The 24,001-nt window shown below is 66.2% G+C and carries 24 protein-coding genes; 8 read left to right on the top strand and 16 right to left on the bottom strand.

Going from position 1 to position 24,001, the window contains the following annotated elements; translation table 11 throughout:
- Window positions 1-37: 37 nt before the first annotated feature.
- The 11 genes from ACS5PK_RS06620 to ACS5PK_RS06670 form a co-directional block, all read right to left on the bottom strand.
- Window positions 38-907 (bottom strand): hypothetical protein, encoded by an 870-nt coding sequence (locus tag ACS5PK_RS06620; RefSeq protein WP_439439440.1) that lies wholly within the window; start codon window positions 905-907, stop codon window positions 38-40.
- A 110-nt stretch (window positions 908-1,017) separates the two neighbouring features.
- A complete protein-coding gene (locus ACS5PK_RS06625) occupies window positions 1,018-2,058 on the bottom strand; it encodes a hypothetical protein (RefSeq protein ID WP_439439441.1) in 1,041 nt (346 codons plus the stop codon).
- Between the two features lie 43 nt (window positions 2,059-2,101).
- Complete coding sequence (locus tag ACS5PK_RS06630) at window positions 2,102-2,644, bottom strand: GNAT family N-acetyltransferase (protein WP_439439442.1); 543 nt, start codon at window positions 2,642-2,644, stop codon at window positions 2,102-2,104.
- Entirely contained in the window at window positions 2,626-3,762 is a 1,137-nt protein-coding gene (locus ACS5PK_RS06635) for an acyl-CoA dehydrogenase family protein (protein ID WP_439439443.1), read from the bottom strand. The genes ACS5PK_RS06630 and ACS5PK_RS06635 overlap by 19 nt, the downstream gene beginning before the upstream one ends.
- A gap of 19 nt (window positions 3,763-3,781) precedes the next feature.
- On the bottom strand, window positions 3,782-4,996 hold the full coding sequence (locus ACS5PK_RS06640; protein ID WP_439439444.1) for a pyridoxal-dependent decarboxylase, exosortase A system-associated: 1,215 nt from the start codon (window positions 4,994-4,996) through the stop codon (window positions 3,782-3,784).
- Window positions 4,993-6,582 (bottom strand): acyl-CoA ligase (AMP-forming), exosortase A system-associated, encoded by a 1,590-nt coding sequence (locus ACS5PK_RS06645; RefSeq protein WP_439439445.1) that lies wholly within the window; start codon window positions 6,580-6,582, stop codon window positions 4,993-4,995. Before ACS5PK_RS06645 ends, ACS5PK_RS06640 begins: the two co-directional genes overlap by 4 nt.
- Window positions 6,566-7,987, bottom strand: a complete 1,422-nt coding sequence (locus ACS5PK_RS06650) for an MATE family efflux transporter (protein ID WP_439439446.1) — start codon at window positions 7,985-7,987, stop codon at window positions 6,566-6,568. The genes ACS5PK_RS06645 and ACS5PK_RS06650 overlap by 17 nt, the downstream gene beginning before the upstream one ends.
- Window positions 7,988-8,006: 19 nt before the next feature.
- Window positions 8,007-8,951: a 3-oxoacyl-ACP synthase gene (locus ACS5PK_RS06655; protein ID WP_439439447.1), complete on the bottom strand. Its 945-nt coding sequence runs from the start codon at window positions 8,949-8,951 to the stop codon at window positions 8,007-8,009.
- Window positions 8,938-9,993, bottom strand: a complete 1,056-nt coding sequence (locus ACS5PK_RS06660) for a 3-oxoacyl-[acyl-carrier-protein] synthase III C-terminal domain-containing protein (protein ID WP_439439448.1) — start codon at window positions 9,991-9,993, stop codon at window positions 8,938-8,940. The genes ACS5PK_RS06655 and ACS5PK_RS06660 overlap by 14 nt, the downstream gene beginning before the upstream one ends.
- Window positions 9,986-10,249: an acyl carrier protein gene (locus ACS5PK_RS06665; protein ID WP_269629515.1), complete on the bottom strand. Its 264-nt coding sequence runs from the start codon at window positions 10,247-10,249 to the stop codon at window positions 9,986-9,988. The genes ACS5PK_RS06660 and ACS5PK_RS06665 overlap by 8 nt, the downstream gene beginning before the upstream one ends.
- 531 nt (window positions 10,250-10,780) lie before the next feature.
- On the bottom strand, window positions 10,781-11,692 hold the full coding sequence (locus tag ACS5PK_RS06670) for a YicC/YloC family endoribonuclease (protein WP_439439449.1): 912 nt from the start codon (window positions 11,690-11,692) through the stop codon (window positions 10,781-10,783).
- Window positions 11,693-11,723: 31 nt separating this feature from the next.
- On the opposite strand from ACS5PK_RS06670, the gene ACS5PK_RS06675 reads away from it, so the two are divergent.
- Genes ACS5PK_RS06675 through hemW form a run of 5 tightly spaced genes read left to right on the top strand, consistent with a single transcriptional unit; the run spans window position 11,724 to window position 16,244 of the window.
- Entirely contained in the window at window positions 11,724-12,692 is a 969-nt protein-coding gene (locus ACS5PK_RS06675) for a serine/threonine protein kinase (protein WP_183102784.1), read from the top strand.
- A complete protein-coding gene (locus tag ACS5PK_RS06680; RefSeq protein ID WP_439439450.1) occupies window positions 12,689-13,597 on the top strand; it encodes a PP2C family protein-serine/threonine phosphatase in 909 nt (302 codons plus the stop codon). Before ACS5PK_RS06675 ends, ACS5PK_RS06680 begins: the two co-directional genes overlap by 4 nt.
- 11 nt (window positions 13,598-13,608) lie before the next feature.
- Window positions 13,609-14,343: a ribonuclease PH gene (rph, locus tag ACS5PK_RS06685; protein WP_439439451.1), complete on the top strand. Its 735-nt coding sequence runs from the start codon at window positions 13,609-13,611 to the stop codon at window positions 14,341-14,343.
- Window positions 14,344-14,365: 22 nt separating this feature from the next.
- Window positions 14,366-14,980 carry an RdgB/HAM1 family non-canonical purine NTP pyrophosphatase gene (rdgB, locus tag ACS5PK_RS06690; protein ID WP_439439452.1) on the top strand — a complete coding sequence of 205 codons (615 nt, stop codon included), beginning with the start codon at window positions 14,366-14,368 and terminating at the stop codon, window positions 14,978-14,980.
- Window positions 14,981-15,023: 43 nt separating this feature from the next.
- Window positions 15,024-16,244: a radical SAM family heme chaperone HemW gene (hemW, locus tag ACS5PK_RS06695; protein ID WP_439439453.1), complete on the top strand. Its 1,221-nt coding sequence runs from the start codon at window positions 15,024-15,026 to the stop codon at window positions 16,242-16,244.
- 11 nt (window positions 16,245-16,255) lie between these two features.
- On the opposite strand, the gene ACS5PK_RS06700 is transcribed toward hemW, so the two are convergent.
- The 4 genes from ACS5PK_RS06700 to ACS5PK_RS06715 all read right to left on the bottom strand — a co-directional run bounded on the left by ACS5PK_RS06700 (window position 16,256) and on the right by ACS5PK_RS06715 (window position 20,876).
- Window positions 16,256-18,043 (bottom strand): GGDEF domain-containing protein, encoded by a 1,788-nt coding sequence (locus ACS5PK_RS06700; protein WP_439439454.1) that lies wholly within the window; start codon window positions 18,041-18,043, stop codon window positions 16,256-16,258.
- 138 nt (window positions 18,044-18,181) lie between these two features.
- On the bottom strand, window positions 18,182-19,276 hold the full coding sequence (locus tag ACS5PK_RS06705) for a protein-glutamate methylesterase/protein-glutamine glutaminase (RefSeq protein ID WP_439439455.1): 1,095 nt from the start codon (window positions 19,274-19,276) through the stop codon (window positions 18,182-18,184).
- Window positions 19,277-19,297: 21 nt separating this feature from the next.
- On the bottom strand, window positions 19,298-19,966 hold the full coding sequence (gene cheD, locus ACS5PK_RS06710) for a chemoreceptor glutamine deamidase CheD (RefSeq protein WP_439439456.1): 669 nt from the start codon (window positions 19,964-19,966) through the stop codon (window positions 19,298-19,300).
- A gap of 55 nt (window positions 19,967-20,021) precedes the next feature.
- On the bottom strand, window positions 20,022-20,876 hold the full coding sequence (locus tag ACS5PK_RS06715) for a CheR family methyltransferase (RefSeq protein WP_439439457.1): 855 nt from the start codon (window positions 20,874-20,876) through the stop codon (window positions 20,022-20,024).
- 194 nt (window positions 20,877-21,070) lie between these two features.
- On the opposite strand from ACS5PK_RS06715, the gene ACS5PK_RS06720 reads away from it, so the two are divergent.
- Genes ACS5PK_RS06720 through ACS5PK_RS06730 form a run of 3 tightly spaced genes read left to right on the top strand, consistent with a single transcriptional unit; the run spans window position 21,071 to window position 23,050 of the window.
- Window positions 21,071-21,793, top strand: a complete 723-nt coding sequence (locus tag ACS5PK_RS06720) for a GGDEF domain-containing protein (protein WP_439439458.1) — start codon at window positions 21,071-21,073, stop codon at window positions 21,791-21,793.
- A complete protein-coding gene (locus ACS5PK_RS06725) occupies window positions 21,790-22,593 on the top strand; it encodes a MinD/ParA family protein (RefSeq protein ID WP_439439459.1) in 804 nt (267 codons plus the stop codon). Before ACS5PK_RS06720 ends, ACS5PK_RS06725 begins: the two co-directional genes overlap by 4 nt.
- Window positions 22,594-22,639: 46 nt before the next feature.
- On the top strand, window positions 22,640-23,050 hold the full coding sequence (locus ACS5PK_RS06730) for a group II truncated hemoglobin (protein WP_439439460.1): 411 nt from the start codon (window positions 22,640-22,642) through the stop codon (window positions 23,048-23,050).
- Between the two features lie 233 nt (window positions 23,051-23,283).
- On the opposite strand, the gene ACS5PK_RS06735 is transcribed toward ACS5PK_RS06730, so the two are convergent.
- Window positions 23,284-23,931 carry a hypothetical protein gene (locus tag ACS5PK_RS06735; RefSeq protein WP_439439461.1) on the bottom strand — a complete coding sequence of 216 codons (648 nt, stop codon included), beginning with the start codon at window positions 23,929-23,931 and terminating at the stop codon, window positions 23,284-23,286.
- Window positions 23,932-24,001: the final 70 nt, after the last annotated feature.

Here is a 24,001-nt window from a genome sequence, read left to right on the forward strand (position 1 = left end):
GTGTCAGCTCACAGTGCACTGAGGCTAACACTGGCATTCAACAGGCCTGGGGTTGACCTCCTTGGAATGATTGACAGTTGCCAAGTGCCATAGTGGCAAAGGACCCGTTGTTGCCGGACATGAAGAAGAGCAGGTTCTCTCTGGTGTCCAGGGCATGGCGATCCCAGAGATCCAGCAGGTTGACGACCACGTCGCAACACATGACGTGCCCATGCTCGGCGATATTGGCAGTGAACACCCAGTCGGGTGGCATGTGCAGGTTGATCGCCAGGCGTTCGAACACATGCCGGTCCAGGTTGATGGGCAGGAGGTGCCGAAAGTCATCCAGCATCAGCTGACAGGCCTGTGCGGTGCGGCTGATCAGGCGGTGGGCCACCAGGCCGTACATCGCACGGTACTCGTGAATGCGTGCCTGCGGGCGCCTGAAGCCGCCGTGATGCCTCCCGTTGACGTGCCCGGCAAAAGCCATCGCCCTGTTGAAAGGATGGTGGCGGGACAGCAGCAGCGCGCAGGCGCCGTCGCTCTCGAAGGAGAAGGTGCCCACATCGCGATAACGCTCGCCACACGCCCGATCAGCGCTGACCAGCAGCACCTTGTTTACCTTTGGGTCAGCAATGAACAGGCTGCGCATGATGCGCAGGGCGGCCAGGAGGCCGGCACAGTTCTGTCCGGCCATGGCGAAGCTGCGGGCTTGGCTCAGCCCGAAGGTCGCCGCCAGCTTCGCCGGCAGGCTGCAAGGGGCCGCGGGGGCGCTGGTCGGCAGGGAGTGGACGTAAATCAACAGGTCCACGGACGCCGGGTCGAAGTCGTGACGCTCACGCAAGCTGCGCAGCGCCGATATGGCCATCTGTTCTACGGTTGCGTCGCCGGCCTGGTGGAAGTAGCGCATGCCGTTGTCGTGCAGCACTTGCAGGGTTTCGTCAGGGACCTGGTGCACTCTGGCCCACTCCTGCAAGGAGACTCGGGGCGGCAGGTAGTGGCTGGCGGCCTCGATGCCGAAGCTGCTTCGCGGCGCGCTCATTGTGGGTCCTCCTTCTCGATCTGGGCGGGGCCAAGCAGGCAACAGGCCGCCTCGCCCTGCAGGCCCACACCCCAGAGCAAGCCGATCTGGCCCCGGTGTGTCGACCCACCGCGCCGGACCTGGTGCAGATTCGCCAACGCTTCCGCCGATGCCAGGTGCCCGCGCCTATCGCTGTCCTGCATCAGGCGCAGGTGACCGAGGCCGGCGTCTCTAAGCACTTGGGCGCACAGGGCACCATCAAGGCACGGCAAGCTTGCAAAGCTGAGGTCGGCCGGGGCCACGCCTTCAGCTTCGAGCAGGCTGCGTATGGCTTTGGGCGCCTGTTCGCTCATGAGGCGCAGCATGGCGGGGACCGTGCTCTCGAAGGGTGAGGGGGCCTCTGGCGCATTGACGTGGTAGATCTCACCCAGTTGCCAGCCCGGCCGGCCGGCCCGTTCGACCAGCACGGCGGCCGCGCCATCCTCGAAGACGGCCGCCTGGCCAAAGCTGCGAACAAAGGGATAGATCCACTTTTCCGAGGCCACGATCAGGGCGCGCTCCAGGGTCGGCTCCTCCTGAAGCAGTGCGTTGGCCAGTCGCAAGGCCATCATGGCGCTGCAGAGGTTTTGGGAGAGGCAGAACACCAAGGGCGTGGTGAGTCCCAGCTCGTACTGCAGGCGTCCGCCGATCGCGTCGGCGATGTCTTCGTTGGCGGATGTGTGGCAGTAGATGAGGATGTCGACCCCGCCGCGCTTGTCGCGGCCGGCAGCCCTTGTTTCACTGAGCGCGGCGCGCGCAGCGATCAGGGCGAGGTCCGACGCACTGACGCCGGGTTCGGCCATGTGCAGCAGGATGGGGGCCGTGGTGTGCATGGCCTCGATTGGGGGCAAGGGCGGATCGCCCCAGCGGCCGAAGGGCAGGTTGTACTCGCTGCCGGGCTCGGTCAGGTACAGGCTGCTGGGCGTGCGCTGTTGTGCCCGAAGGCCCTGGAACCACGACCGGGTATGGGGAAGGCACAGGCTGCTGCCTGTCACGGTGCATCGCCACATCTCACTCATCACAACTCCTTCGAATGCACGAGAAGCTCCTGCTGGCGGCTCTCTATGCCTGTCTGTAAAAGCGGTCGGGCAGCAGCTCCAGGTGCACACGGCCCAGTAGGCGATCGCCCATCCGGTGGCAGGCCTGCTGGATGCCGTAGATCTGGAATCCAACGCCTTGCAGGAGGCGCAGCGAGCGCTCGTTGGTTTCAACCACCCAGGCGTTGATGGAACTGCGTCCCAGCCGGCTGAAGCCTTCATGCATCAATGCCCGGGTGGCGTCCGCCGTGAGGCCCGGGTAGGACGACCGACTGCGATCCCGCACCACCCAGAAGTGCGCAGTGCCGAAGGGATGGAGTACTTCGCTCAGCACCACGATGCCCATGGGGGCGTCCGCCCCCAGCTCGCCAAAGACCTTCATGCAGTACTGAGGGCTGCGGGCCATCATGGACAGGGCGACCGTGCTGACCTGCTGGCGCCCCTGGCCGAAGTCGAACCAGCCATGGACGGACGGATCCTCCATCCAGTCCCGCACCTGGCACAGGTCGTTCGGACCTGGGCTGCGCAGGAAGAAGCGCGCGGGCCCGTTCACAAGCCGTCCTTGCATGCATGGGCTGCGGCCTCTGTGGCCGGATCAGAGTGCAGTTCCTCCTGCGCAGCGGTCTGGGCGAGCTCCAGCAGCATCAGGCCCAGGACCCGTGCGTCCTGGAAGCGGCGCGAGGGCGGGAATCCCTCCACATAGCCGTGTCCGCCGCAGACCTGCACCGCATGGCGGTGGATCTCCAGGCTGGCGCTGACGACCTGTCTGGCCATCGCGGCGAAGTGCCCCTTTGGCAGGGAATGCGAGCTCAGCCGTGTGGCGACGTCCCAGACCTGCAAGCGAAGGCCGTCGGTGGCGATGGCCATGTCAGCCAGCTTCAGCGAGACGGCCTGGTGATGGATGATGGGCCGCTGGAAGGCCGTGCGGGTCTGTGCATAGCTGAAGGCAAAGGCGGTGGCTGCGCGGGCGGCTCCCGCGAGAAGTCTCGCGAGCCACAGACCCTGCCAGACAACAACGGGGCGCCAGGCTCCGGCGGGCAGTGCGGTGCTGAAGCCGGTGCCGTGAATGTCGGCAGCGGGTGGCAGTTGCACCAGGCGGAGCCCCTCGGTCGCTGAGTCGGCTGCCGGCTTGGTCAGCAGCTCCTGCATGGCCTCGGGATCCAGCCAGCGCAGGCGCCAGCGGTCCGCCGTGTCGGGAGCCAGCAGCAGCAGGCCGCTCGACTGCCTGGGCAGCAAAGCGAAGGTGGGCCGCTGTTCTGGCGCTGCCACTGCCAGCGGCAAGGACTGCTGCCCGCCGAGCAGGGCTTCGGTGTCCGGAGGCAGCAAGCGGTTCATCCATTCGTGATCGCGGCTGACCGCCAGCGCTGGCAGGGACACCGTCAGCTCTGCCGCGAGGCCCAGGGGGCCGTTTGCCAGCTCTTCAAGAAGGAGGCACAGCTCAAAGGCCTGGATGCCCAAGCCGCCTTGTCGCTCGGACATCATCGCGCCGCCCAGCCCGAGCTGGCTGACCGTGTGCATGGTTGCCTGACGTCTTGAGTCAGTGGCCGCCTCGTTCAGCAGCGGTTGCAGACGTTCGCGTGCAAAGCGGCGCACAGGTTCCAGCATCTGGCGCTGGTCGTCGCTGATGTGCAAAGAGAAGATAGGACCGGCCTGCTCGGCCGCCTGGGTCTCGGTTTGAATCGGCATGTCAGCTCCTCGTCGGGGTCTACACCAGCATCTCGACCGGCAGGGGATGGCTCAGAAAGGCGCTGGGGCTGGCGCTGCGGCCGTATGCACCGGACTGGGCCACGACAAACAGATCGCCGATCTCAGCCGCCGGCAGGACCACGTTGTCGGCCAGCCGGTCCAGCGGCGTGCACAGGCAGCCGACGACATGGCAGGTCTCAGCACGCCCTGAGCCCATCCTGTTGCCAATGGCCACGGGATAGTTGCGCCGCAGGACTTGTCCGAAGTTGCCGGATGCAGCCAGTTGGTGGTGCAAGCCCCCGTCGGTGATCAGGAAGGTCTCGCCACGGGAGACTTTCTTGTCCAGCACCCGGCACACATAGAGTCCGGCCTCTCCCACCAGATAGCGGCCGAACTCCAGCACCAGGCGCGTGCCTGGCAGGCGCCGACGCAGCGGTGTCAGCCATTCCTGCATGGCTGCGCCCACGGCGCCGACGTCGAGCGGACGCTCGTTGTCGAAGTAGGGGATGCCGAATCCGCCACCCATGTTGACGAACTCCAGGCCATTCCTGGCGAAGTCGGCCAGGCGGATCACCAGTTCAGCCACATGACGCTGTGCAGCGATCACGGTTTCGGGGTCCAGGCACTGGGATCCCCAGAACACGTGGAAGCCCACGAAGTCGAGGTCGCGTTCAGCAATGATCTTCAGCAGGCTCGGTGCCTGCTCGACATCGACGCCGAACTGGCGGGGACCACCGCCCATGCGCATGCCGCTGCTGCGGGGCTGGAAGTCGGGGTTGATGCGCAGGCCGACGCGCGGCCGCACGCCCAGGTCACGGCCGATGCGCTCCACCGCTTCGAGCTGGTGAGCTGATTCGAGCGTGACTGTCACGCCGGCGCCCACGGCGCTGCGCAGGTCATGGTCGGACTTGCCCGGGCCGGCCATCGACACATGTCTGGCCTGCATGCCAGCATCCAGGGCCATGCGCATCTCGCCTGCAGAGGCCACATCGAAGCCGTCGACCAGGGACGCCATGTGCTGCACCAGGGCGGGCATGGGGTTGGCCTTGATCGAGTAGTGGATCCGCAGTTCCGGTGCCAGCATCTGGCGAAGCAGGCCCACGCGCTCGTTGAGCTTGCTGCGGTCGTAGACGAAGAACGGCGTCTGGCCGGCCCGTTCTGCCAGTCGTGGCAGTGGCAGCCCGCCGATCTCGAGAATGCCGCCCGGTGCGTTGAAGCTTTCAAAGATGCTCATGCCGACTCCTTGCCGCCGCTGTACTCATGCAGCAGACCTGTGCGATCGAACTTCCCATTGGGGTTGCGGGTGATGGCGTCCCGCACATGGACACTGTGCGGGACCATGTAGGGAGGCAGTCTTTGCCTGCAATGCGCCAGGATGGCCTCGGGATCCGCGGCGAGGCCGGGGACGGGGGCCATGACGAGTGTGATGACCTGACCGAGCCTGTCGTCCGGCAGGCCCAGTGCGACGACTTCGCCCACCAGCCCGCTGGCCAGCACGGCTTCCTCGACTTCCTCGGGGCTGACCCGATAGCCGGACGTCTTGATCAAGCCGTCGTTGCGCCCGACGAAATAGAGAAATCCCTCGGCGTCGCGGCGTACCAGGTCGCCGGACCAGACCGCGGTTTCAGGCGGCATATCTGGGCAGAGTCTGGGCTCTGGCGAGGGACGGAATCGCAAGGCCGTACGCTCGGGATCGCGCCAATAGCCCTTGGTGACGAAGGCGCCGACATGCACCAGTTCGCCCACCTCGTTGGCTGCGCAGGGACTGCCGTCCGGCCTGACCACGAGGATGCGCGCGTTGGGCACGGCCTTGCCGATGGAGTCTGGACGCCGGTCCGCTTCCCTGGGATCCAGGTAGGTCGAGCGGAAGGCCTCTGTCAGGCCGTACATCAGGAAGGGGCTGGCCTGGGGGAAGAGGGAGCGAAGGCGCTCCAGCACGGGGCGTGGCATGCGGCCACCGGTGTTGGCGAAGTAGCGCAGATGCCGGGTCGCTGCCGCGGGCCAGTTGGCACCGCAGAGCTGTATCCAGAGCGGCGGCACGGCGGTGATGCCGGTGATGCGTTCGCGCTCGCACAGCTGGACCACGTCGTTGGGGGCGATGTAGTTGAGCAGTACCACGGCAGCCCCGGCATGGAAGGCAGTCGTGAGCTGGCTCAGGCCTGCGTCAAAGCTCAGCGGCAGCACCGACAGAATGCGGTCCTCGGGCTTGTTGCCGAGGTAGTGCGCCACGCTCCAGGCTCCCTCCAGGAGGTTGTGGTGGGTCAGCATGACGCCTTTGGGCATGCCTGTGGAACCGGAGGTGTAGAGGATGGCGGCGAGGTCGCTGTCGATCGTGCCGCTGTCGCCGGGATCGCCGGGGGCGTGGTCCAGCAGGACCGACCACCGCACGGTGGCGGCCTGCCCCAGCGTCACGGGCGTGCTGCGTACCTGGTCGACAAGGAAGACCTCGCGGAGTTCGGGCAGCTGAAGACCGTCGGCCGCGAGCAGGGCCACCCTTGTGGCTGAGCTGATGAGCCCGCGCGCGCCACTGTCGCTCAGGATGTGGGAGACCTGGTCTGCCTTGAGAAGTGGGTTGATGGGCACACAGACGCCGCCGGCAGCGGCAATCGCGAAGATGGCCTCGACTGTCTCCTGGCGTTTGTCCAGCAGCAGGCCGACGCGTTCACCGCGCGCCAACCCACGAGCCCTGAGTCCGGCCGCCGCGGCCAGCACCCTGTTGCGCAAGGTGGCGTAGTCGATACGGCGATCGCCGTCGACCAGGGCCTCGGCCCTTGGCGTGCGCGCGGCACTGTTGCAGATGAGTTCAACGAGATTTCGCATGAGCTACCTCCGATTGCGGGAAGATGTCAGACAGGTGAAGCAGACGCCGGCGCACGCGGCGCAGCAGGAGAACGATGGTCAGTCCGAAGCCCAGGCACATGCCCAGCCAGACGCCGATGGGGCCCAGCAGCGTTCCCAGCATCCATGCGCTGCCCAGGCCGGCGATCCAGTAGCCAGCAAACACCTGCAGCAGCGGGGCGCGGGTGTCCCGGCAGGCTCGCAGCACGGCAGCCAACACCACGGCCATGCCATTGAATGCCTGCAGCAGCGCGGCCAGCTGCATCAGAGGTGCTGTCAGGGCCATCAGGGCTTCGCGGTCCTGGCTGTTGGCGGGGAGCATCCAGCCCGCCAGGGTGAGCGCTGCCAGGGCGTAGACCACCGCGATGGCTGCGTGAAAGCCCAGGGCGATGCTGCACGACACCCACACCACACGTCTGACTTCCTCGGGGTCCATCTTCCCGATGGCCAGCGAGAGCCGCGTCAGCATCGTGTTGGACATGGCCAGCGGGACGATGAAGGCCAGGGTGACCCACTGCAGCGCGACGGCATGCGCCGCAAGGGCTTGACCTCCATGTCGACCCATCAGCAGCGTGGAGCCCGTGAAGAGGGTGTACTCGATGGCCATGACGGCGCCGATGGGCAGCCCGATGGCAAGCAGCCTTCTGATCCAGGCCTGCTCGCGGGGCTTCTCCGACGGGGCCGTTCGCGCGATGCAGTGCCTGGCACCGGCCCTGCGATCCAGGATGGCGAAACAGACGGCCGCGAGGCCATAGCTCAGCACATAGCTCCATCCCAGCCCGGCGATGCCCTGGCCCGCCAGGCTGCCCATGCCATGGACGAACCACTGATTGGCCATTCCATGCAGCAGCGTGCAGGCGATCAAGGTGAGTGCCAACGGGCGTGCCTGCCCCAGCAGGGGGTAGCTGACCCGCCAGGCCGTGAGCCAGGCGGCCGGCAGCATGGCGAGCGCCAGCACATCCGCATAGCGCCGCGCTGCCTGCACGACCGCGGCTTCCTGCCCGAGCCGAGGCATCATGTAGGCAAAGCAGTGGGTGGCGATGGCTGCCGTCAGGCCCATGGCTGAAGCCAGCAGCAGGCCCTGCGACAGGATCTGCCGCGCGGTCCGCTGACCGTCGGCCGAAGCCAGTGCGCTACCCGCCAGCGGTGCCATGGCCTGCATCACGCCAAAGCAGAACAGCAGCAGCAAGGCGCTGAAGCTGTTGAGCAGGCCTACCGCTGCCAGCGTGGACGAGCCCAGTGAGGCCACCGCGAAGATGTCCATCACCGGCATCAGCATCAGCGAGACCTGCCCCAGCAGCAGGTGGCCGCTCAGGGACAGGGAGGCGCGGGCTTCATCGAACCAGGGCCTGCGGCTTGCCTGGGCCTTGTAGGTATAGCGGTTCATGAGGGGGCCTGTCGGGGGCTCAATGTTTCAGGACGAGGGCGCCGAAGCAGCCAGCAAGGCCGCTGCTGAAAAGCAGGTAGTGGCCGCCGGGCTCCTTGCGCTCGTGCAGGAAGTTGATGAAGGGGTCGCTGCCGAACACGTGACCGAGGCGGCTGAAGTTGGCGGCGTAAAGCCGCTCGAGGGGCAGACGCAGCATGGACAGGACGAGGCGCCAGCCGTCCATGTTCACGTGGTTGGGCAGGATGCGGTTGAGGTCCTCTGCGCGCAGCCCCGCTTGCTGCAGTGCCGAGCGCATGGTGGCGAAGCAGGACCAGTGGTACTTCTCGTCGGGCACCAGTTCGTGGTTCTCGTCAGTGCCGCGGAAGAAACGCCCGTCGGTGAAGAAGTGGTAGCCCAGCACCTGGTTGCGGGGCGCCTCTCGCTCGACAAGGAAGGCGCAGGAGCCGTCACTGTGCAGCGACAGGTCCAGGATGCCGCGAATGCCATCCGCCGCCGTGCCCATCAGGTCCACCGACACGACGAGCGCGCGCTGGATATGCCGATGCCGCGCCATCATCTGCCGGACGATGCGAACGGCCAGCATCGGGGACACGCAGTTCTGCTGCGCAATGGAGAAGCTCAGCGCGTTCTGCAGCCCGCAGGCCGCCTGGATGTGCCCGGCGGTGCTGGTGGGCGGCGGCGCAATGCTGCTCTGCACGGTGTGCGTGTAGATCAGCAGGTCCACGCTGCGAGGCGCGATCCGGGCCTTGGTCAGCAGCAGCCGGACGGCCTTGATGCCCATGTCTACTGGTGACTGGGACATTGCGTCGTGGAAGCAGCGCACGCCGTTGGACAGCATGGCCTCGATGCGTTGCAAGGACTGCCCCGTGCGCCGCCCCCACTCCTCCACGCACACCACTCGCTCGGGGAGGTAGCAGGCAAGGTCCGGGATGCCGATTGCAGGCAGGTTCTCAATGCTCCCCATGGCTCACTCCTTGATCCACGAATTCGAGTACCGCGCAGGCCAGTGCGCCTTCGAAGCCCACACCCCAGAGCAGCATGTGGTCACCCGTGTGGGCGTCGGCCTGCTGCAGCAGCCTGTGCATGCGGACTGGAATTTCCGCGGCGCACAGATAGCCACCGTCCAGGATGTCGGCCGGTCCGCACCAGGCCGCCTGCAGCCCGCATCGTCTGCGCACGCAGTCGGCGAGGTGCCGGCTGATCTGGTGGGGGACGAGGATGGCAATGTCCCTGGGGCTGCAGCCGGCGTCGCGCAGGGTGTCCGAAATCAACGCGCACAGGCCGTCCAGATTCAGAGGCAGCGCAGCGCCATGGACGATGTGGCGATAGACCTCGGCCGCAGGCGGCGGTGTCTGCACGCGGATGGCACGCAGCATCCAGCCCTTCGTGCAGCCACGTTCCATCAGCACAGCGCCGGCACCGTCACCAAGCACCGTGGTCTGACCCACCACCCGCGTGTAGGGCCAGGACCAGCGTTCAGCCGCGGCGATGACGACTCTGTCGTCCGTGCTCGTGGCCATGAGATCTGCCGCCAGGGACAGGGCCATGAGAAAGGTCGCGCCCTGGAGCTGCCCGATGGCGAAGGGCACGCGGCCCTGGCGGAATTCGGACTGCAGCCGACAGGCGGCAGAGATGGTGACGTCGTTCTCCAGGCAGGTATGGCAGACCAGAAAGGTCGACGCTGCCGGCATCGCCGCTCCCTCGGCCGGCTGCAGCAACTCGCGCGTCACCCGCAGCAGCATTTCTGAGGCCTCGAGGATCTGCTCCTGTGCCACCGTGGTCATTCCGGTTGCCTCCTGCAGGCGCTGCGCGTCATGGCCTGCCTGGGCAGCGTTGAGCGCCGTCCCCGCAATGCCGTGCATGCGCAGGTTTTCCTCGAAGCATTTCTGAAGGAAGCGAGCCGTGCGGCTCGCGGCGCGTGGGGGCTTTGCGGCCAGCAGCTGGGCCAGACTGCGGCTGGCGGCAGGCACATAGGCCGAGGAAGCGACGATGCCGATCTCATTCATGGGTCAGCTTCCGCTGGACGAAATCAACCAGGCGGCTGTAGCGGGTGAAAAGGTCGGCAGACAGCTCCTCGGGCATCAGCATCAGCCCAAAGCGCTCTTCGATGCGCAGCACCAGCTCGGTCATGTTCATCGAGTCGATGCCGACGTCGAAGAGGTTGGTGTCCTCGTTCACCAGGTCGACTTCCGAGCCGCCCTGCGCCAGGCCGCTCAGGCATGCCTTCAGGGTTTGGCTGATTTCAGTGGTGGTCGTGCTCATCAGACGGTTCTCCTATGAATGACTGTTGAAGCCATGCGCCAGTCGCTGCATATGGCAAGGCCAGTCTAGGAATCAGTCTGGTGCTGCGACACCTCTCCAGGCAGGGAGGGCCGCTGTGTGTTCATGCGTCACGGAGCGCTGGCTCAGAGGCTTGCGTGACGGGACTGAAAGCTCTTCACGCCGCGGTGAAATGCCATGAAGTAACGCTGAATGTCAGCGTCCTTGCTCAATGGAGCGCGCCTCGCGAAATGCAGCTCGGCTGCTGCCGGCATTCGAAGGGAGGGGGTTGCGATTTCGAACCGCCCTCGGGCAGGGGCTTGCGTCGTTGTGGTGGTCTGGCCTGCCCAGCGGGCACATCACGAAGGGCGGCGGGCGAGGGCGTCTGGGGCGCAGGACTGCTTCATCGCGAAGCAGCCGGGGCAGGGCATGCTGGCGCAGCCTGCGAGCGAGGACGTGGCACCGAGGCCGAGCGCCGCTCCGGGGCTTCAATCGCCACTGGGGTGTCCCGGCATGCGGGACACCCTCGGGCAATCACTCGATGTTCTGCACCTGCTCGCGCATCTGCTCGATGGCGACCTTCATCTCCACCGAGACGTTGGTCAGCTCCAGTGCGGCGGACTTGGAGCCAAGGGTGTTGGCTTCGCGATGCAGTTCCTGGATCAGGAAATCCAGGCGCTTGCCCAGTTCGCCGCCCTTCTTGAGCAGGCGGCTGATCTCGTCCAGGTGCGCGCGCAGGCGGGCGAGTTCCTCGGCCACGTCGATGCGGATGGCATAGGCAGCGGCTTCGTTGAGGGCGCGCTCGCGCAACGCCTCTTCCGGCAGGGTCTGAGCGGCGCCAGTGCTGGCCAGGGCTTCCTGCCAGCGTTCCAGGAATCGCTGCTGCTGACGCTGCACCACGGCCGGCACCAGTGGCTCTGCCTGGTCGGCCAGCTGGCGCAGGACGTCGATGCGTTCCATCAGGATGGCCACAAGCTTCTCGCCTTCGCGTTCCCGGGCTTCCACCAGGCCCTGCAGGCAGCGCCGGGCGGCGTCCACGGTCGCTTCGTCCAGCTTTTCGCTGGGCGTGCCGCCGCGACACCACTGCAGGGCTTCATGCACCGTCAGGCCCTGGGCCTTGGGCAGCCAGGCTTGCACGGTGCCCTCCAGGCGGGCCAGCCGGTTGAGCTGCTCGGGCTGGGGGTGAGGCCACGCACTGTCAGCATCTCGTTGCGTGTTGATACGAATCTCGATCTTGCCGCGCTTGATGTGTTGCCCGACGATGTCACGCAATGCGGGTTCAAGACCACGCAGGTCTTCTGGCATGCGGAAGCTGAGATCGAGGAAACGCCCATTGACGGAACGGGCCTCCACGCTCACGCTGGCAGCGGATTGGACGCCGGTTTCGGGGTGTGGGACGGGTTGCGCACAGGCGTTGGCGTAACCCGTCATGCTGTAAACTGGCATGAGCTATCGGTGGAGCAAGCAAAACTCGATTATGTCAAAGCCGAAACCGGCGCCTTTGCCCGCGGGAACCGTGGTTGGGGGCTACCAGATCGTCAAGAAACTGGCAGCAGGCGGCTTCGGCGTGGTCTATCTCGCTGAAGATCCTGACCACCACCTTGTTGCCGTCAAGGAGTATCTGCCTGCCTCCCTGGCCGAGCGTTCGCCCGGCGAGTTGACGCCGCGCGTCAAGCCGGAGAAGCAGCCTCTGTACCGCCTGGGCCTGCGCAGCTTCTTCGAGGAAGGCCGCTCGCTGGCGCAGATCTCCCACCCCAGCGTCGTTTCCGTGCTGAACTTCCTGCGCGAGAACGAGACCGTCTACATGGTCATGAACTACCTGCAAGGGGACACCCTGCAGGACTTCATCGTGACCGCCCGGGACCTGAAGCGCGACAAGGTCTTCCGCGAATCCACCATCCGCTCGCTGTTTGACGAGATCCTCAAGGGGTTGCGCATCGTGCACCAGCACAAGATGCTGCACCTGGACATCAAGCCGGCGAACATCTTCATCACCAACGACAACAAGGCCGTGCTGCTGGATTTCGGCGCGGCCCGTGAAGTGCTGTCCAAGGAAGGCAACTTCATCCGGCCCATGTACACCCCGGGCTTTGCTGCGCCGGAGATGTATCGCCGTGATGGGTCCCTGGGCCCCTGGACCGACATCTACGCCATTGGCGCCTGCATCTACGCCTGCATGCAGGGCTATCCGCCCAACGACGCTCCCCAGCGTCTGGAAAAAGACCGACTCAGCCTCAGCCTCTCGCGCCTGCGCAACGTGTATTCGGACAATCTCATCGAAGTCACCGAATGGTGCATGTCTCTGGACCCGCTGTCCCGCCCGCAAAGCGTCTTTGCGTTGCAGAAGGAGTTGGCTCGTGAAACCGAGCGGCGCTACACGAAGCTGAGCTTCAGTGAGCGTCTCAAGCTTCAGCTGGAGAATCTGAAGACCGGAGCCAAGGCGTGAAGTTCGGCGTCTACCAGGTGAGTCGCCGTGGCGGTCGCGAGAAGAACGAAGACCGCATGGGCTATTGCTACACCCGCGACGCGGGCCTCTTCGTGCTGGCTGACGGCATGGGCGGGCACCCCGAGGGCGAGGTGGCGGCGCAGATGGCCCTGGTCACGGTGGCCAGCATGTTCCAGCGCGAGGCCCAGCCCGTGCTGAAGAATCCCACCCAGTTCCTGGACGACGCGGTGCAGATCGCCCACCAGCAACTGCTGCGCTACAGCCAGGAAAAGGGCTTGCCGGACACGCCGCGCACCACCATCGTGGTCTGCGCCATGCAGCGCGGTGTGGCCTATTGGGCCCATTGTGGCGATTCGCGCCTTTACATGCTGCGCAACGGCGAGCTCATGGCCCGCACCCGCGATCATTCCTACAGTGAGCTGCAGGAAGCCCTTGGCCGCCATGCCGCGCAGGGGGCCGAGCGCTTCAACCGCAATGTGCTCTTCACTTGCCTGGGCAGTCCCGGCAAGCCCATGGTGGACATCTGCGGCCCCATCCCGCTGGAAGCCGGGGACCGCATCCTGCTGTGCTCCGACGGCCTGTGGAGCACCGTGGCCGACACCAGCATCGCCCAATGCCTCTCGGCCCGCGTCATCTCCGATGCCGTGCCCGAGCTGGTCGAGCAGGCCCTGCGCAATGGCGGCGCCCGCTGCGACAACGTCACCGCCCTGGCTGTCGAATGGGAAGGTGACGAGGAACAGGAAGCCCTGGACTCCATCTCCACTGAAGGCCTGGACGAAGACTCCTTCGCCTCCACCATCCAGGCGCGTGGCGAGGCCGGCGCCGAGTTGAGCGAAGCCGAGATCGAGAACAGCGTGCGCGAGATCCAGGAAGCGATCCGCCGCGCTGGCAAGAAACAAGCCTGAAAGGTTTCCCCATGACTGCGACTTTCCGACGCGCCGATGAGCGCGCCGCGGATGCCCTGCGCCCTGTGCGCATCACCCGCCACTACACCCGCTATGCCGAAGGTGCCGTGCTGATCGAGTTCGGCAACACCAAGGTGCTGTGCACAGCTTCGGTCGAGGAGCGCGTGCCGCCGCACAAGAAGGGCTCGGGCGAAGGCTGGGTCACCGCCGAGTACGGCATGCTGCCCCGCGCCACCCACACCCGAGGCGACCGTGAGGCCGCCCGCGGCAAGCAGAGCGGCCGTACGCAGGAGATCCAGCGCCTGATCGGCCGCTCGCTGCGCTGCGTCTTCGACCTCGCCGCCCTGGGCGAGCGCACCATCCACCTGGATTGCGATGTGATCCAGGCCGATGGCGGCACCCGTACCGCCGCCATCACCGGGGCCTATGTGGCTGCGCATGATGCCGTCAGCTGGCTGCTGGCGCAGAGCAAGATCTCGCGCTCTCCCATCAAGGACGCCGTGGCTGCCATCTCCGTGGGCATCGTCGAGGGCACGCCCTTGCTGGACCTGGAGTACATCGAGGATTCGGCCTGCGACACCGACATGAACGTGGTCATGACCGGCAGCGGTGGCTTCGTCGAGCTGCAGGGCACGGCCGAAGGCGCGGCCTTCAGCCGTGCGGAAATGAATGCGCTGATGGACCTGGCCGACAAGGGCATCCGCGAACTGCTCGCTGCCCAGCGCCAGGCCCTGGGCCTGGCCTGAACGCATTCGTGAGGAACTGACGATGAAGCTGGTGCTGGCCTCCAACAACGCCAAGAAGCTGAAGGAACTGCAGGCCCTGTTCCAGCCCCTGGGTCTGGAACTCGTCACGCAGGGCGAGCTGGGCATTGCCGAGGCTGAGGAGCCGCATCACACCTTCGTCGAGAACGCCCTGGCCAAGGCACGCCATGCCGCGGCGGCCAGCGGCCTGCCAGCGCTGGCGGACGACTCTGGTCTGAGCGTCGACGCCCTGGGCGGTGCGCCAGGCGTGCTTTCCGCCCGCTATGCCACGCTCTTCGGCCAGCCCAAGAGCGATGCCGACAACAACCGCGTGCTGCTGGAGCAGCTGGCCCAGGGCGCGCAGGCGGCGCCGTTCAGCGCGCGTTTCGTCTGCGCCCTGGTCGCCGTGCGCAGCCCCGACGACCCGGAGCCCCTGGTGGCCATGGGCCGCTGGAATGGCGAGATCCGTCGCGAGGCTGCGGGCGAGGGCGGCTTTGGCTACGATCCGCTGATGTTCATCCCTGCGCTGGGGCAGTCGGTGGCTCAGCTGGACGCTGAGACCAAGAACCGCCTGAGCCACCGCGCGCTGGCCTCTGCCAGTCTGCTGCAGCAGTTCCGCGAGGTCTGGCAGCTGCGTTGAATGTGATGGTCGCCGGCCGCTGGGCGGCGCCAGGAGTCTGACCATGTCCCATCCCGATCGGCTGACCGAGCTGATGCGTCCCGGCACGCTGAGCCTGCCTGCCCTGCCGCCGCTCTCGCTGTACGTGCACCTGCCCTGGTGCCTGCGCAAGTGCCCCTACTGCGACTTCAACTCGCACGAATGGCGGGCCGAGGCCGGTGGCAGTGCCAGCCTGCCGGTGGAGACGGCGCGCGCCTACCTGGCCGCGCTGCGTGCTGACCTCGAAGCCGCGCTGCCCCTGATCTGGGGCCGCCCCGTGGTGAGCATCTTCATCGGCGGCGGCACGCCCAGCCTCTTCGCGCCCGAGCAGATTGCCGAGCTGCTGTCGGACATTCGTGCCCGCCTGCCGCTGGAGCCTGGCTGCGAGATCACGCTGGAAGCCAATCCCGGCACCTTCGAGAAGGACCGCTTCCGCGGCTTCCGTGAGGCCGGCGTGACGCGCCTGTCCATCGGTGTCCAGAGCTTCGACGATGCCAAGCTCAAGCGCCTGGGCCGCGTGCATGACGGCGCACAGTCGCTTGCGGCAGTGGCGGAAGCCGCCGAGGTCTTCGAGACCTTCAACATCGACCTGATGTACGCGCTGCCGGACCAGACCCTGGCCGAGTTGGATCAGGACCTGAGCCAGGCCCTGGCTTTCAGTCCGCCGCATCTCTCGGTCTATCACCTCACCATCGAGCCCAACACGCGCTTCGCCGTCGAGCCGCCGCCTGTGCCTGATGCCGACCTGGCCAGCGACATGCTGGACCTGATCACCGAGCGCTCCGGCAGCCAGGGCCTGCGGCGCTACGAGGTCTCGGCCTATGCGCGCGATGGGCATCGCTGTGCCCACAACCTCAACTACTGGCAGTTTGGCGACTACCTCGGCATCGGCGCGGGGGCGCACAGCAAGCTGTCCTTCCCGCATCGGGTGCTGCGCCAGGTCCGCTGGCGCGAACCGGCGGCTTATCAGCGTGAGGCGATGGCCGGCAAGGCCGTGTCCAACGAGCACGAGGTGAAGCGATCCGAGCTGCCCTTCGAGTTCATGCTCAACGCCCTGCGCCTCAAGGACGGCGTGGGCCTGCAGCAGTACCTGGAGCGCACCGGCCTGCCACCCTCCAGCATCGCGCGGGCCATGGCGGCGGGCCGTGAGAAGGGCCTGCTGCTGGCTGATCCGGCCCGTGTCTGCGCTACGCCGCGGGGCTTCGACTTCCTCAGCGATCTTCAGGAGCTGTTCCTGAGCGCCTGAACACGGTCCGCTCAGGCCGCCATCACATAGACGCTCTGCTGCGCATGCTTGGCATGCCTCTTGGCGTTGGCGGCGGCGCTGGCGACATCCTCAGCCCGGTGCAAAGTGCCCGGGCTGATGCAAACCACGCCCAGGCTCAGCGTTGTGCAGGGATGGAAGCGCAGATTGCCATGTCGGTCCTCGGCCATGATGCCTCCGGCCGCCAGGGCTTCGGGGTCGAAGAGGCCGCGCGCCAGCTCGTTGAAGCGGGCGCAGATCTGCTCGCAGCGTGCTTCCCAGTCGTCGCTCTGGAACAGGATGACGAAGTCGTCGCCGCCCACATGGCCCAGGAAGTCCCGCTGGCTGTCGCAGTGGCTGCTCATGACGCGTGCGGCCAGGCGGATCATCTCGTCGCCGCGCCAGTAGCCATAGAGATCGTTGTAGGGCTTGAAGTGGTTCAGGTCGGCATAGGCCGCCACAAAGCTGCGACCACTGGCCAGCAGGCGGCCGATGTGCTGGCTGATGGGGATGTTGCCCGGCAGGAAGGTCAGCGGATTGGCGTGGCGAGCGGCCTCGATCCGGGCCTCGGTCACCGAGCGCACGAGCTGCTCGCCAGTGCCCAGGCCCAGGTAGCGGCCTTCGCGGGTGATGATGAAGCCTTCGCGCAGATAGCGCTGGTCGGCCGAGGTCAGTACGCGGGTCAGGGCGTCCAGGCCGGTCTGGGCGTCGACGACCAGGGGCGAGGTGTTGGCGAACAGCGTGCAGGCGTGGCGGCCGTAGAGATCATTGAAGAAGGGCTTGGCCCAGCGGTTCAGGAACTGGCTGCGATCGACCAGGGCCACGGGCTGGTCCCGGGCGTCCAGGACGGCGACGGCTTGCAGGCCTTCTTGCTCGTTGAAGAAGCGGTAGAGCTGCTCGTGCGTGGTCGACTGCGGCAGTGCAGGCGCCTGCTGGGCCAGGCTTTCGGCCGTGATGCCGGGGCCGCCGGCGCGGCGCAGCTCGGGCAGCACCGCGATGTCGGCACTGGCCAGCACTGCACGGGCTGCCGGCAGCAACTCGCGTGCGCCGCCGTCACTGGGACGGCCCAGCAGCCAGCCCTGGCCGTAGGAAACACCCAGGTCTCTCAGCACCCGCAGCTCCTCAGGCTGCTCGATGCCTTCCGCCACCAGCTGGGCGCCGAAGGTCTCGGCCAACTGGAGCAGGGCGCGGAAGGTCTGCAGCTTCTCCGCGTGGGCCGGCAGGTGCTGGGTGAAATACTTGTCGATCTTGACGAGATTGGGCTGGATCTCGGACCACAGCCGCAGGCTGGAGCGCCCGTCGCCGAAGTCGTCCAGCGCGATGCCCACGCCCAGCCGGCGCAGGCGCACCAGGCCGCGGCGCAGGCTGTCGATGTCGCTGACGCGCTCGTGCTCGGTCAACTCCACGACGACGTCAGAGGGCGTGATGCCGTAGCGCTCGCACAGGCCCAGGCCGCGCTGCCAGTTCTGCTCGCTGAGCGCCATGCACAGCGCCGAGGCGGAGATGTTGATGAAGAGCTTGCCGGGCAGCCGGGCCTGGGCCCAGTCGCGCATGGCCAGCATGGCGCAGCGGACTTCCAGCTCGACGCTGAGGCCTTCACGCCGGCCGGCTTCGAAGAGGGCATCGGGAAATTCCAGCAGGCTGCCCGCTGGCCCGCGCACAAGGGCCTCGTGCCCGTGGATGCTGCTGCAGTCCAGTGAGGCGATGGGCTGGAAGAGGGTGCGCAGTTGCTCGTTGTCTATCAGTGCTCGGACGCTGGTCGGGGCACAGGCGGTGTCAAGAACGGGAGAGGCCAGGGACATGGCCGCCACTGTCGTCGCTGTCGATGACAGACTGACGAACCCGATCCTGACGTGATACGAATCGTGTCAGGCCGTGAATAAATCCGCAATCCGCACGCCCCCCGCCGCCTGGGAGCGGCAGGTGGTGCGCAACGGCGCCTAGACGCGGTTGGTCGAGAAGCCGGCCGTGCTGCGCAGGCGTTCGATCAGGCGGGGGGCGATCTGGCCCAGGGGCAGGATCTCGTCTGCGGCGCCCGCATTGATGGCCTCGCGCGGCATGCCAAAGACCACGCAGGTGGCCTCGTCCTGCACGAAGTTGTAGGAGCCGGCGTCCTTCATGACTTTCATGGCCCGTGCGCCGTCGGCGCCCATGCCGGTCAGCATGATGCCCAGGGCATTGGGGCCGACCACCCGTGCGGCTGAATTGAACAGCACCTCGACGGAGGGCTTGTGCCGGTTGACGGGCTCGCCGTCCTGCACGCGGGCGATGTAGTTTGCGCCAGAGCGTTCCACGCTGAGGTGCATGCCGCCCGGGGCGATGTAGCCGTGGCCGGGCAGGATGCGCTCGCCGTCCTGAGCTTCCTTGACCCGGATCTTGCACAGGCCGTCCAGGCGCGCCGCATAGCTCTTGGTGAAGCCGGGGGGCATGTGCTGGGTGATGACCACGGCCGGGCTGTCTGGGGGCAGGTTGACCAGCACGTCCTTGGTGGCCTCGGTGCCGCCGGTGGAGGCGCCGATGAAGATGATCTTTTCCGTCGACAGCCGGCCGATGTTGGCCACAGTGACGGGCTTGGGAACGACGGGCGCCTCGCCGGGCGCCGCAGCCGGTGCGGGGGCGTGGTGGCGACGGATGTGGGCCTTGGAGGCCACGCGGATCTTGTCGGTGATGTCCTGGGCCAGTTGGCGGATGCCATCGGCCACACCGATCTTGGGCTTGGCCACAAAGTCGATGGCCCCCAGCTCCAGCGCCTTGAGCGTCACTTCGGCGCCGCGCTCGGTCAGGGTGGACACCATCACCACGGGCATGGGCCGCAGGCGCATCAGCCGCGAGAGGAAGTCCAGCCCGTCCATCTTGGGCATCTCCACGTCCAGCGTGATGACGTCCGGATCGAGGTTGCGGATCATCTCGCGGGCGGCCAGCGGGTCGGCCGCCGCGCCTATGCACTCCATGTCCGGTTGACGATTGATGATTTCGGTCAGGATGCTGCGCACCAGTGCGGAGTCATCGACCACCACGACTTTGGTCTTGGCCATTGCTCTTTCCCTTGTTGCGCCTCAGAACAGATCGATGGAGCCGCCGGTCGCCACAACAGGCTGCGCCTTCTGGGCGGCGGCGCGGTCCTGCTGCAGCAGGGCATCGGTGTTGGTGGGGGCGAGCCGCTTGACCATGGCCTTGCCGCTGTGGGGCAGGAAGCAGACCTTTCTTGGGTAGACATCCATGACATCCTTCGACACCACGGGAATGCGCTCCACCTTCAGATAATCCAGCACGAAATTGGTGTTGCGCTCACCGACATTGATGGTGTTCATGCCGCTGATCACGGCGCCGCCGCCGAAGATCTTGGCTTCCATGCGGCCCTTGGAGGCTCCACGCTTCATCATCTCGTTGATCAGCAATTCCATCGCAAAGGAACCGTAGCGTCCCGAATCACCAGCGCCCTCGGGCAACATGAAATGGTTCATGCCGCCAACCTGCGCGTGGCGGTCCCACAGGCAGGCCGCGATGCAGGATCCCAGGGTCGTCATGACCAGCAGGTCTTCGCTGTCGACAAAGTACTCGCCGGGCAGGACCTTGACAGCGGCGTTCTTGAAATGGGCGTCGTAGAAGAAGAAGGAGGCTTCACCCTGCTTGCGGGGCTGTGCCTTCAACTGGGCCACACGCGCGGCGCCGACGCCGCTGGCCTGCAAGGCGCTGACGGCTGATGAGGGGGAAGGCGTGCTCATGATGGTGTTTCGGCCGGAGGGCTCAAGAAAATGAAGGGGCGGGCCGCAGCCCGGCTCAGACGCGCTCGTAGATGGTCTTGCCGCGCAGTCGGAACAGATCCTTGGATTCGGTGAAGTTCTCGGAGTGGCCGACGAAGAGCAGACCGTGCGGGCGCATCACCTTGTGGATGCGCTCCAGCACTTTGCGCTGGGTCGGGGCGTCGAAATAGATCATCACGTTGCGGCAGAAGACGATGTGGAAGGGCTCGCCCAACTGCCACTGGTTGTGCATCAGGTTGAGGGTCTTGAAATCGATCCAGCGCTGCAGTTCCGGCTTGACGCGGATCCGGCCCTCGTTGGCACCCGTGCCCCGCATGAAGAAGCTCTTGAGCCGCGCCGGCGACAGGCCGCGGGAGTCGGCGTTGTAGACACCACGCCGGGCGGTGTTGAGCACGTTGGTGTCGATGTCGCTGGCGACGATCTGCACCTGAGCACTGCTGCCCAGGGCCTCGGAGCAGGTCATGGCGATGGAATAGGGTTCCTCGCCCGTGGAGGCGGCGCAGCACCAGATGCGCACCGGCTTGCCCATCAGCGGCTTCAGATCATCGGCCAGGGCATGGAAATGGTGCTCCTCGCGGAAGAAGGAGGTCAGGTTGGTCGTCAGGCAGTTGACGAACTCCTGCCACTCCTGCTCGCCCTGGGCGCCGCTGGAGGATTCCAGCCACTGCAGGTAGCTGGCGAAGGAGTTGTGGCCGGTGTCTCGCAAGCGGCGGGACAGGCGGCTGTAGACCATGGCGTGCTTGCCGTCATGAAGGCTGATGCCGGCATGCTGGTAGATCAGTTGACGCACGCGGTCGAAGTCGCTGCGGCTGAAGCTGAACTCGTGGTCCACGGACTCGGCAACGGGGGACGCTGGCAGGGTGGGCCGCATGGATATTGCTCGCTGCTCCTGGTTGGTCGGCAAGGGCTTCTGTGGCCCTGTCGAACCGATTCTCGGGTCTTTTGCAGTGTCTGTGAGCCTGCCGTGGCAAGAATGTAAAAACTAGAGGGGGAGAATGGGCCAATTCGTGCCAGTTTGCGCACTTGGGCGCTGCTAGACTGCTCTGGCATCGTCAGGGGACGCTCTTGCCATCCAGTCCATCCCGTACTCATATCGACATCCAGGATCTTCGCCTGGAGCCCGCGCTGCAGTTGCTGCAGCAAGCCGGCGCCATGCTGCCGGACGCCGAGCCGCACAGCCAGGCCTGGCTGCAAGCTGTGCTGGATGCCTTGTGCGACCTCTCCAGCAAGGATGCCCTGACCCATCTGGACAACCGGCGCAGCTTCGAGATGGCGCTGTCGCGCGAAGTGGACCGGGTGGCCCGGTCCGGCGAGCCCGCCCTGCTGCTTGTGCTGGACATCGATCATTTCAAGGCGGTCAACGACACCTACGGCCATGCCGCGGGCGACGTGGTCATCCAGGGCGTGGCCAAGGCACTCATGCAGACCGTGCGCCCCATGGATACCGTGGCCCGCGTGGGCGGCGAGGAGTTCGCCATCATCCTGCCGAACTGCCCGGCCACCTTCGGAATAACGGTGGCGGAGCGGATCCGGGAAACGGTGGAGTCGCTGCCCATCCCCGTGACAGCTGGCCAGTCCCTGCAGGTGACGGTCAGCCTGGGCGGCGCCTTCGCACCGCAGTGGGTGCGCTCCTCGGCTTTGCTGTGGATGGAGCGCGCCGACCGCCAGCTCTACCGGGCCAAGGCCGAAGGCCGCAACCGCGCCTGCCTGGAAGCCCAGCCTGACTCCCTGGTCAGCGCCGACGAAAAAAGCATGTTGTTTGCACTAACGCAACAGGAAAGCGAATGAGTACCACCCCAGCGCCTGCTGCATCTCCCACCCGGCCCAGCCGAGGCGGTGCCCGGACCTTGGCCGTCACCAGCGGCAAAGGGGGCGTCGGCAAGACCTTCGTGACTGCCAACCTGGCTGCAGCCTTGGCCGCTCGCGGCCAGCGTGTGCTTGTCCTGGACGCCGACCTGGGGCTGGCCAACCTGGACGTGGTGCTGAACCTGCATCCGAAGATCACCTTGCATGACGTCTTCACCGAGAAGGCGACGCTGGAGCAGGCCATCCTCCCGGCGCCGGGCGGCTTCTACGTCTTGCTGGCGGGCTCGGGCATGGTGGAGTACTCGCGCTTGACGCCCGAGGTCCGCGAGAAGCTCCTGCAGATCATCGAGCTCGTCAAACCGCGCTTTGATTGGGTATTGCTGGACACCGGCGCCGGCATCTCGGACGTGGTGCTTTTTGCCGTCTCCCTGGCGACTGACGTGCTCGTCGTTGCCACGCCGGAACCGACGTCCCTGACGGACGCCTACGCCACCATCAAGGTGCTGGCCACCCAGCAGGATCGCCGCCATGTCGGCCTGGTGCTCAACCAGGCCTCGCGCCCCGGCGAGGGCAAGCTGATCTGCGGGCAGCTGCAGCAGGTGCTGCAGCGCTTCGTGGGCTCCATTCCCGGGCAGGGCTTCAAGCTGGAGCTGCTGGGGGAGGTGAAGTCGGACCTGGCCGTGCGCCAGGCCGTGCTCAAGCGCCAGCTGCTGCTGGAGAACTTCCCCGGCAGCGATGCTGCGCAGTCCATCAAGGCCTTGGCCAACCGCCTTCTCGGCTGAGCTTCGCAGCAGTGTCCGCTTCGGGCGGCACTGCTAAGCTGGCGGGATGACTGATTCCGCACCGAACGAGACGACGCCGCGCAGCGCCTATGAATGGCTGGGCGGCGAAGAGTCGGTCCGCAGCCTGGTGGACCGTTTCTACGACCTCATGGACCTGGAACCGGCCTATGCCGAGTTGCGGGCCTTGCATCCCGGCGACATGACGGAGTCGCGCAACAAGCTGTTCTGGTTCCTCTGCGGTTGGCTCGGGGGGCCGGACTACTTCGTCGAACGCTTTGGGCATCCGCGTCTGCGCGCCCGCCACCTGCCATTTCGCATCGGCATCCGCGAGCGGGACCAATGGGTGGCCTGCATGCGTCAGGCCATGGCCGAACTGGCCCTGGATCCCGCCTTGCAGGCCCGCTTGGATGAGGCCTTCATGGGCACTGCCGACTGGATGCGCAATATCGGTGGCTAAGCCCCCAGGCTGCAGCCCGCTCGGCTTTCTTGCCGGCGCAGTTGCTCTGGCAGGTGCGACTGCGGGCGACCCCGCTGCCATCCCAGCGCGCGACAACAGCGGCTGATGCCTGAGGAACCGGGAACGCCGGCCATTGAACTCGCAGCTTGGTTCAGATGGACGCGTCTGCCCACGATGAAAACAGGGGCCCGAAGGCCCCCGCTGGCATTTCATTGGGTGTCAGCTGCACCGATTCATTGGATGCTGAAGACGAACTCCTGCTCGAAGGCCTGGTTGCCTCGGCACTGGTAGGCGCCCAGCGCGGCCTGCACCGCCGTCTGAAGTGCGCGACGGGTGCGCGCATCCATGCCGCCAGCCATACTCAGGAATTGCACTTCCGCAACGCGGCCAGCCACCAGCCTGGCCTGGACCTTCAGCGACGCGCGGCCACTCCAGTTCACGGGCGGCATCTCGGGCATGGCCATCACGTCGCACACGGCTTCTGCACGAAGCGGTCCGGTGGTCGAGGGCGCGGTGGTCTGGCCCTGGCCGTTGTCGATGGGTTTGCTGCCCGTGCCTGGTCGCACGTCGGTGACTGAGGGCTCGGTGTCAGTGATGCTCGAGATGGTGGGCTGTGGCTGGTCGATCCGGATTTCCTGTTGAGGAATCAGGTCGGGCCTGACGGTCTGGAAGACAGGCTTGGGCGGGTCGAGGGGTGGTGGCTCCAGCTTGACGGTCTTCTCGGGCCGTTCGATCAGCAAGGTCGGCGGCTGTTCCTTCTTCGTGAAGTGGGTGGCCAGGCCCGAAGCCAGGCCCCAGATGATCAAGGCGTGGGTCAGGATGACCAGGCTGATGCCTTTGGCGCTCCTCTTCGGGAGTTCCAGTGTGTGCAAGTCGCTCATGTGCGGTCCTCTCAGGATTGGGGTCAATGAGAACTACACGGTGGCACCGTCCCGGCGGTCGCCTGGTGGG

The organism is Roseateles sp. DB2 (genome assembly GCF_051857535.1).
In the GTDB taxonomy this organism is placed as follows: Bacteria; Pseudomonadota; Gammaproteobacteria; order Burkholderiales; family Burkholderiaceae_C; genus Roseateles_B.

What these genes read in the sequence shown, in the direction of transcription:
- ACS5PK_RS06625 (WP_439439441.1), bottom strand. Translation starts at nt 2,058, where the DNA reads ATGAGTGAGATGTGGCGATGCACCGTGACAGGCAGCAGCCTGTGCCTT.
- ACS5PK_RS06630 (WP_439439442.1), bottom strand. Translation starts at nt 2,644, where the DNA reads ATGCAAGGACGGCTTGTGAACGGGCCCGCGCGCTTCTTCCTGCGCAGC.
- ACS5PK_RS06635 (WP_439439443.1), bottom strand. Translation starts at nt 3,762, where the DNA reads ATGCCGATTCAAACCGAGACCCAGGCGGCCGAGCAGGCCGGTCCTATC.
- ACS5PK_RS06640 (WP_439439444.1), bottom strand. Translation starts at nt 4,996, where the DNA reads ATGAGCATCTTTGAAAGCTTCAACGCACCGGGCGGCATTCTCGAGATC.
- ACS5PK_RS06645 (WP_439439445.1), bottom strand. Translation starts at nt 6,582, where the DNA reads ATGCGAAATCTCGTTGAACTCATCTGCAACAGTGCCGCGCGCACGCCA.
- ACS5PK_RS06650 (WP_439439446.1), bottom strand. Translation starts at nt 7,987, where the DNA reads ATGAACCGCTATACCTACAAGGCCCAGGCAAGCCGCAGGCCCTGGTTC.
- ACS5PK_RS06655 (WP_439439447.1), bottom strand. Translation starts at nt 8,951, where the DNA reads ATGGGGAGCATTGAGAACCTGCCTGCAATCGGCATCCCGGACCTTGCC.
- ACS5PK_RS06660 (WP_439439448.1), bottom strand. Translation starts at nt 9,993, where the DNA reads ATGAATGAGATCGGCATCGTCGCTTCCTCGGCCTATGTGCCTGCCGCC.
- ACS5PK_RS06665 (WP_269629515.1), bottom strand. Translation starts at nt 10,249, where the DNA reads ATGAGCACGACCACCACTGAAATCAGCCAAACCCTGAAGGCATGCCTG.
- ACS5PK_RS06670 (WP_439439449.1), bottom strand. Translation starts at nt 11,692, where the DNA reads ATGCCAGTTTACAGCATGACGGGTTACGCCAACGCCTGTGCGCAACCC.
- ACS5PK_RS06675 (WP_183102784.1), top strand. Translation starts at nt 11,724, where the DNA reads ATGTCAAAGCCGAAACCGGCGCCTTTGCCCGCGGGAACCGTGGTTGGG.
- rph (WP_439439451.1), top strand. Translation starts at nt 13,609, where the DNA reads ATGACTGCGACTTTCCGACGCGCCGATGAGCGCGCCGCGGATGCCCTG.
- rdgB (WP_439439452.1), top strand. Translation starts at nt 14,366, where the DNA reads ATGAAGCTGGTGCTGGCCTCCAACAACGCCAAGAAGCTGAAGGAACTG.
- hemW (WP_439439453.1), top strand. Translation starts at nt 15,024, where the DNA reads ATGTCCCATCCCGATCGGCTGACCGAGCTGATGCGTCCCGGCACGCTG.
- ACS5PK_RS06700 (WP_439439454.1), bottom strand. Translation starts at nt 18,043, where the DNA reads ATGTCCCTGGCCTCTCCCGTTCTTGACACCGCCTGTGCCCCGACCAGC.
- ACS5PK_RS06705 (WP_439439455.1), bottom strand. Translation starts at nt 19,276, where the DNA reads ATGGCCAAGACCAAAGTCGTGGTGGTCGATGACTCCGCACTGGTGCGC.
- cheD (WP_439439456.1), bottom strand. Translation starts at nt 19,966, where the DNA reads ATGAGCACGCCTTCCCCCTCATCAGCCGTCAGCGCCTTGCAGGCCAGC.
- ACS5PK_RS06715 (WP_439439457.1), bottom strand. Translation starts at nt 20,876, where the DNA reads ATGCGGCCCACCCTGCCAGCGTCCCCCGTTGCCGAGTCCGTGGACCAC.
- ACS5PK_RS06725 (WP_439439459.1), top strand. Translation starts at nt 21,790, where the DNA reads ATGAGTACCACCCCAGCGCCTGCTGCATCTCCCACCCGGCCCAGCCGA.
- ACS5PK_RS06730 (WP_439439460.1), top strand. Translation starts at nt 22,640, where the DNA reads ATGACTGATTCCGCACCGAACGAGACGACGCCGCGCAGCGCCTATGAA.
- ACS5PK_RS06735 (WP_439439461.1), bottom strand. Translation starts at nt 23,931, where the DNA reads ATGAGCGACTTGCACACACTGGAACTCCCGAAGAGGAGCGCCAAAGGC.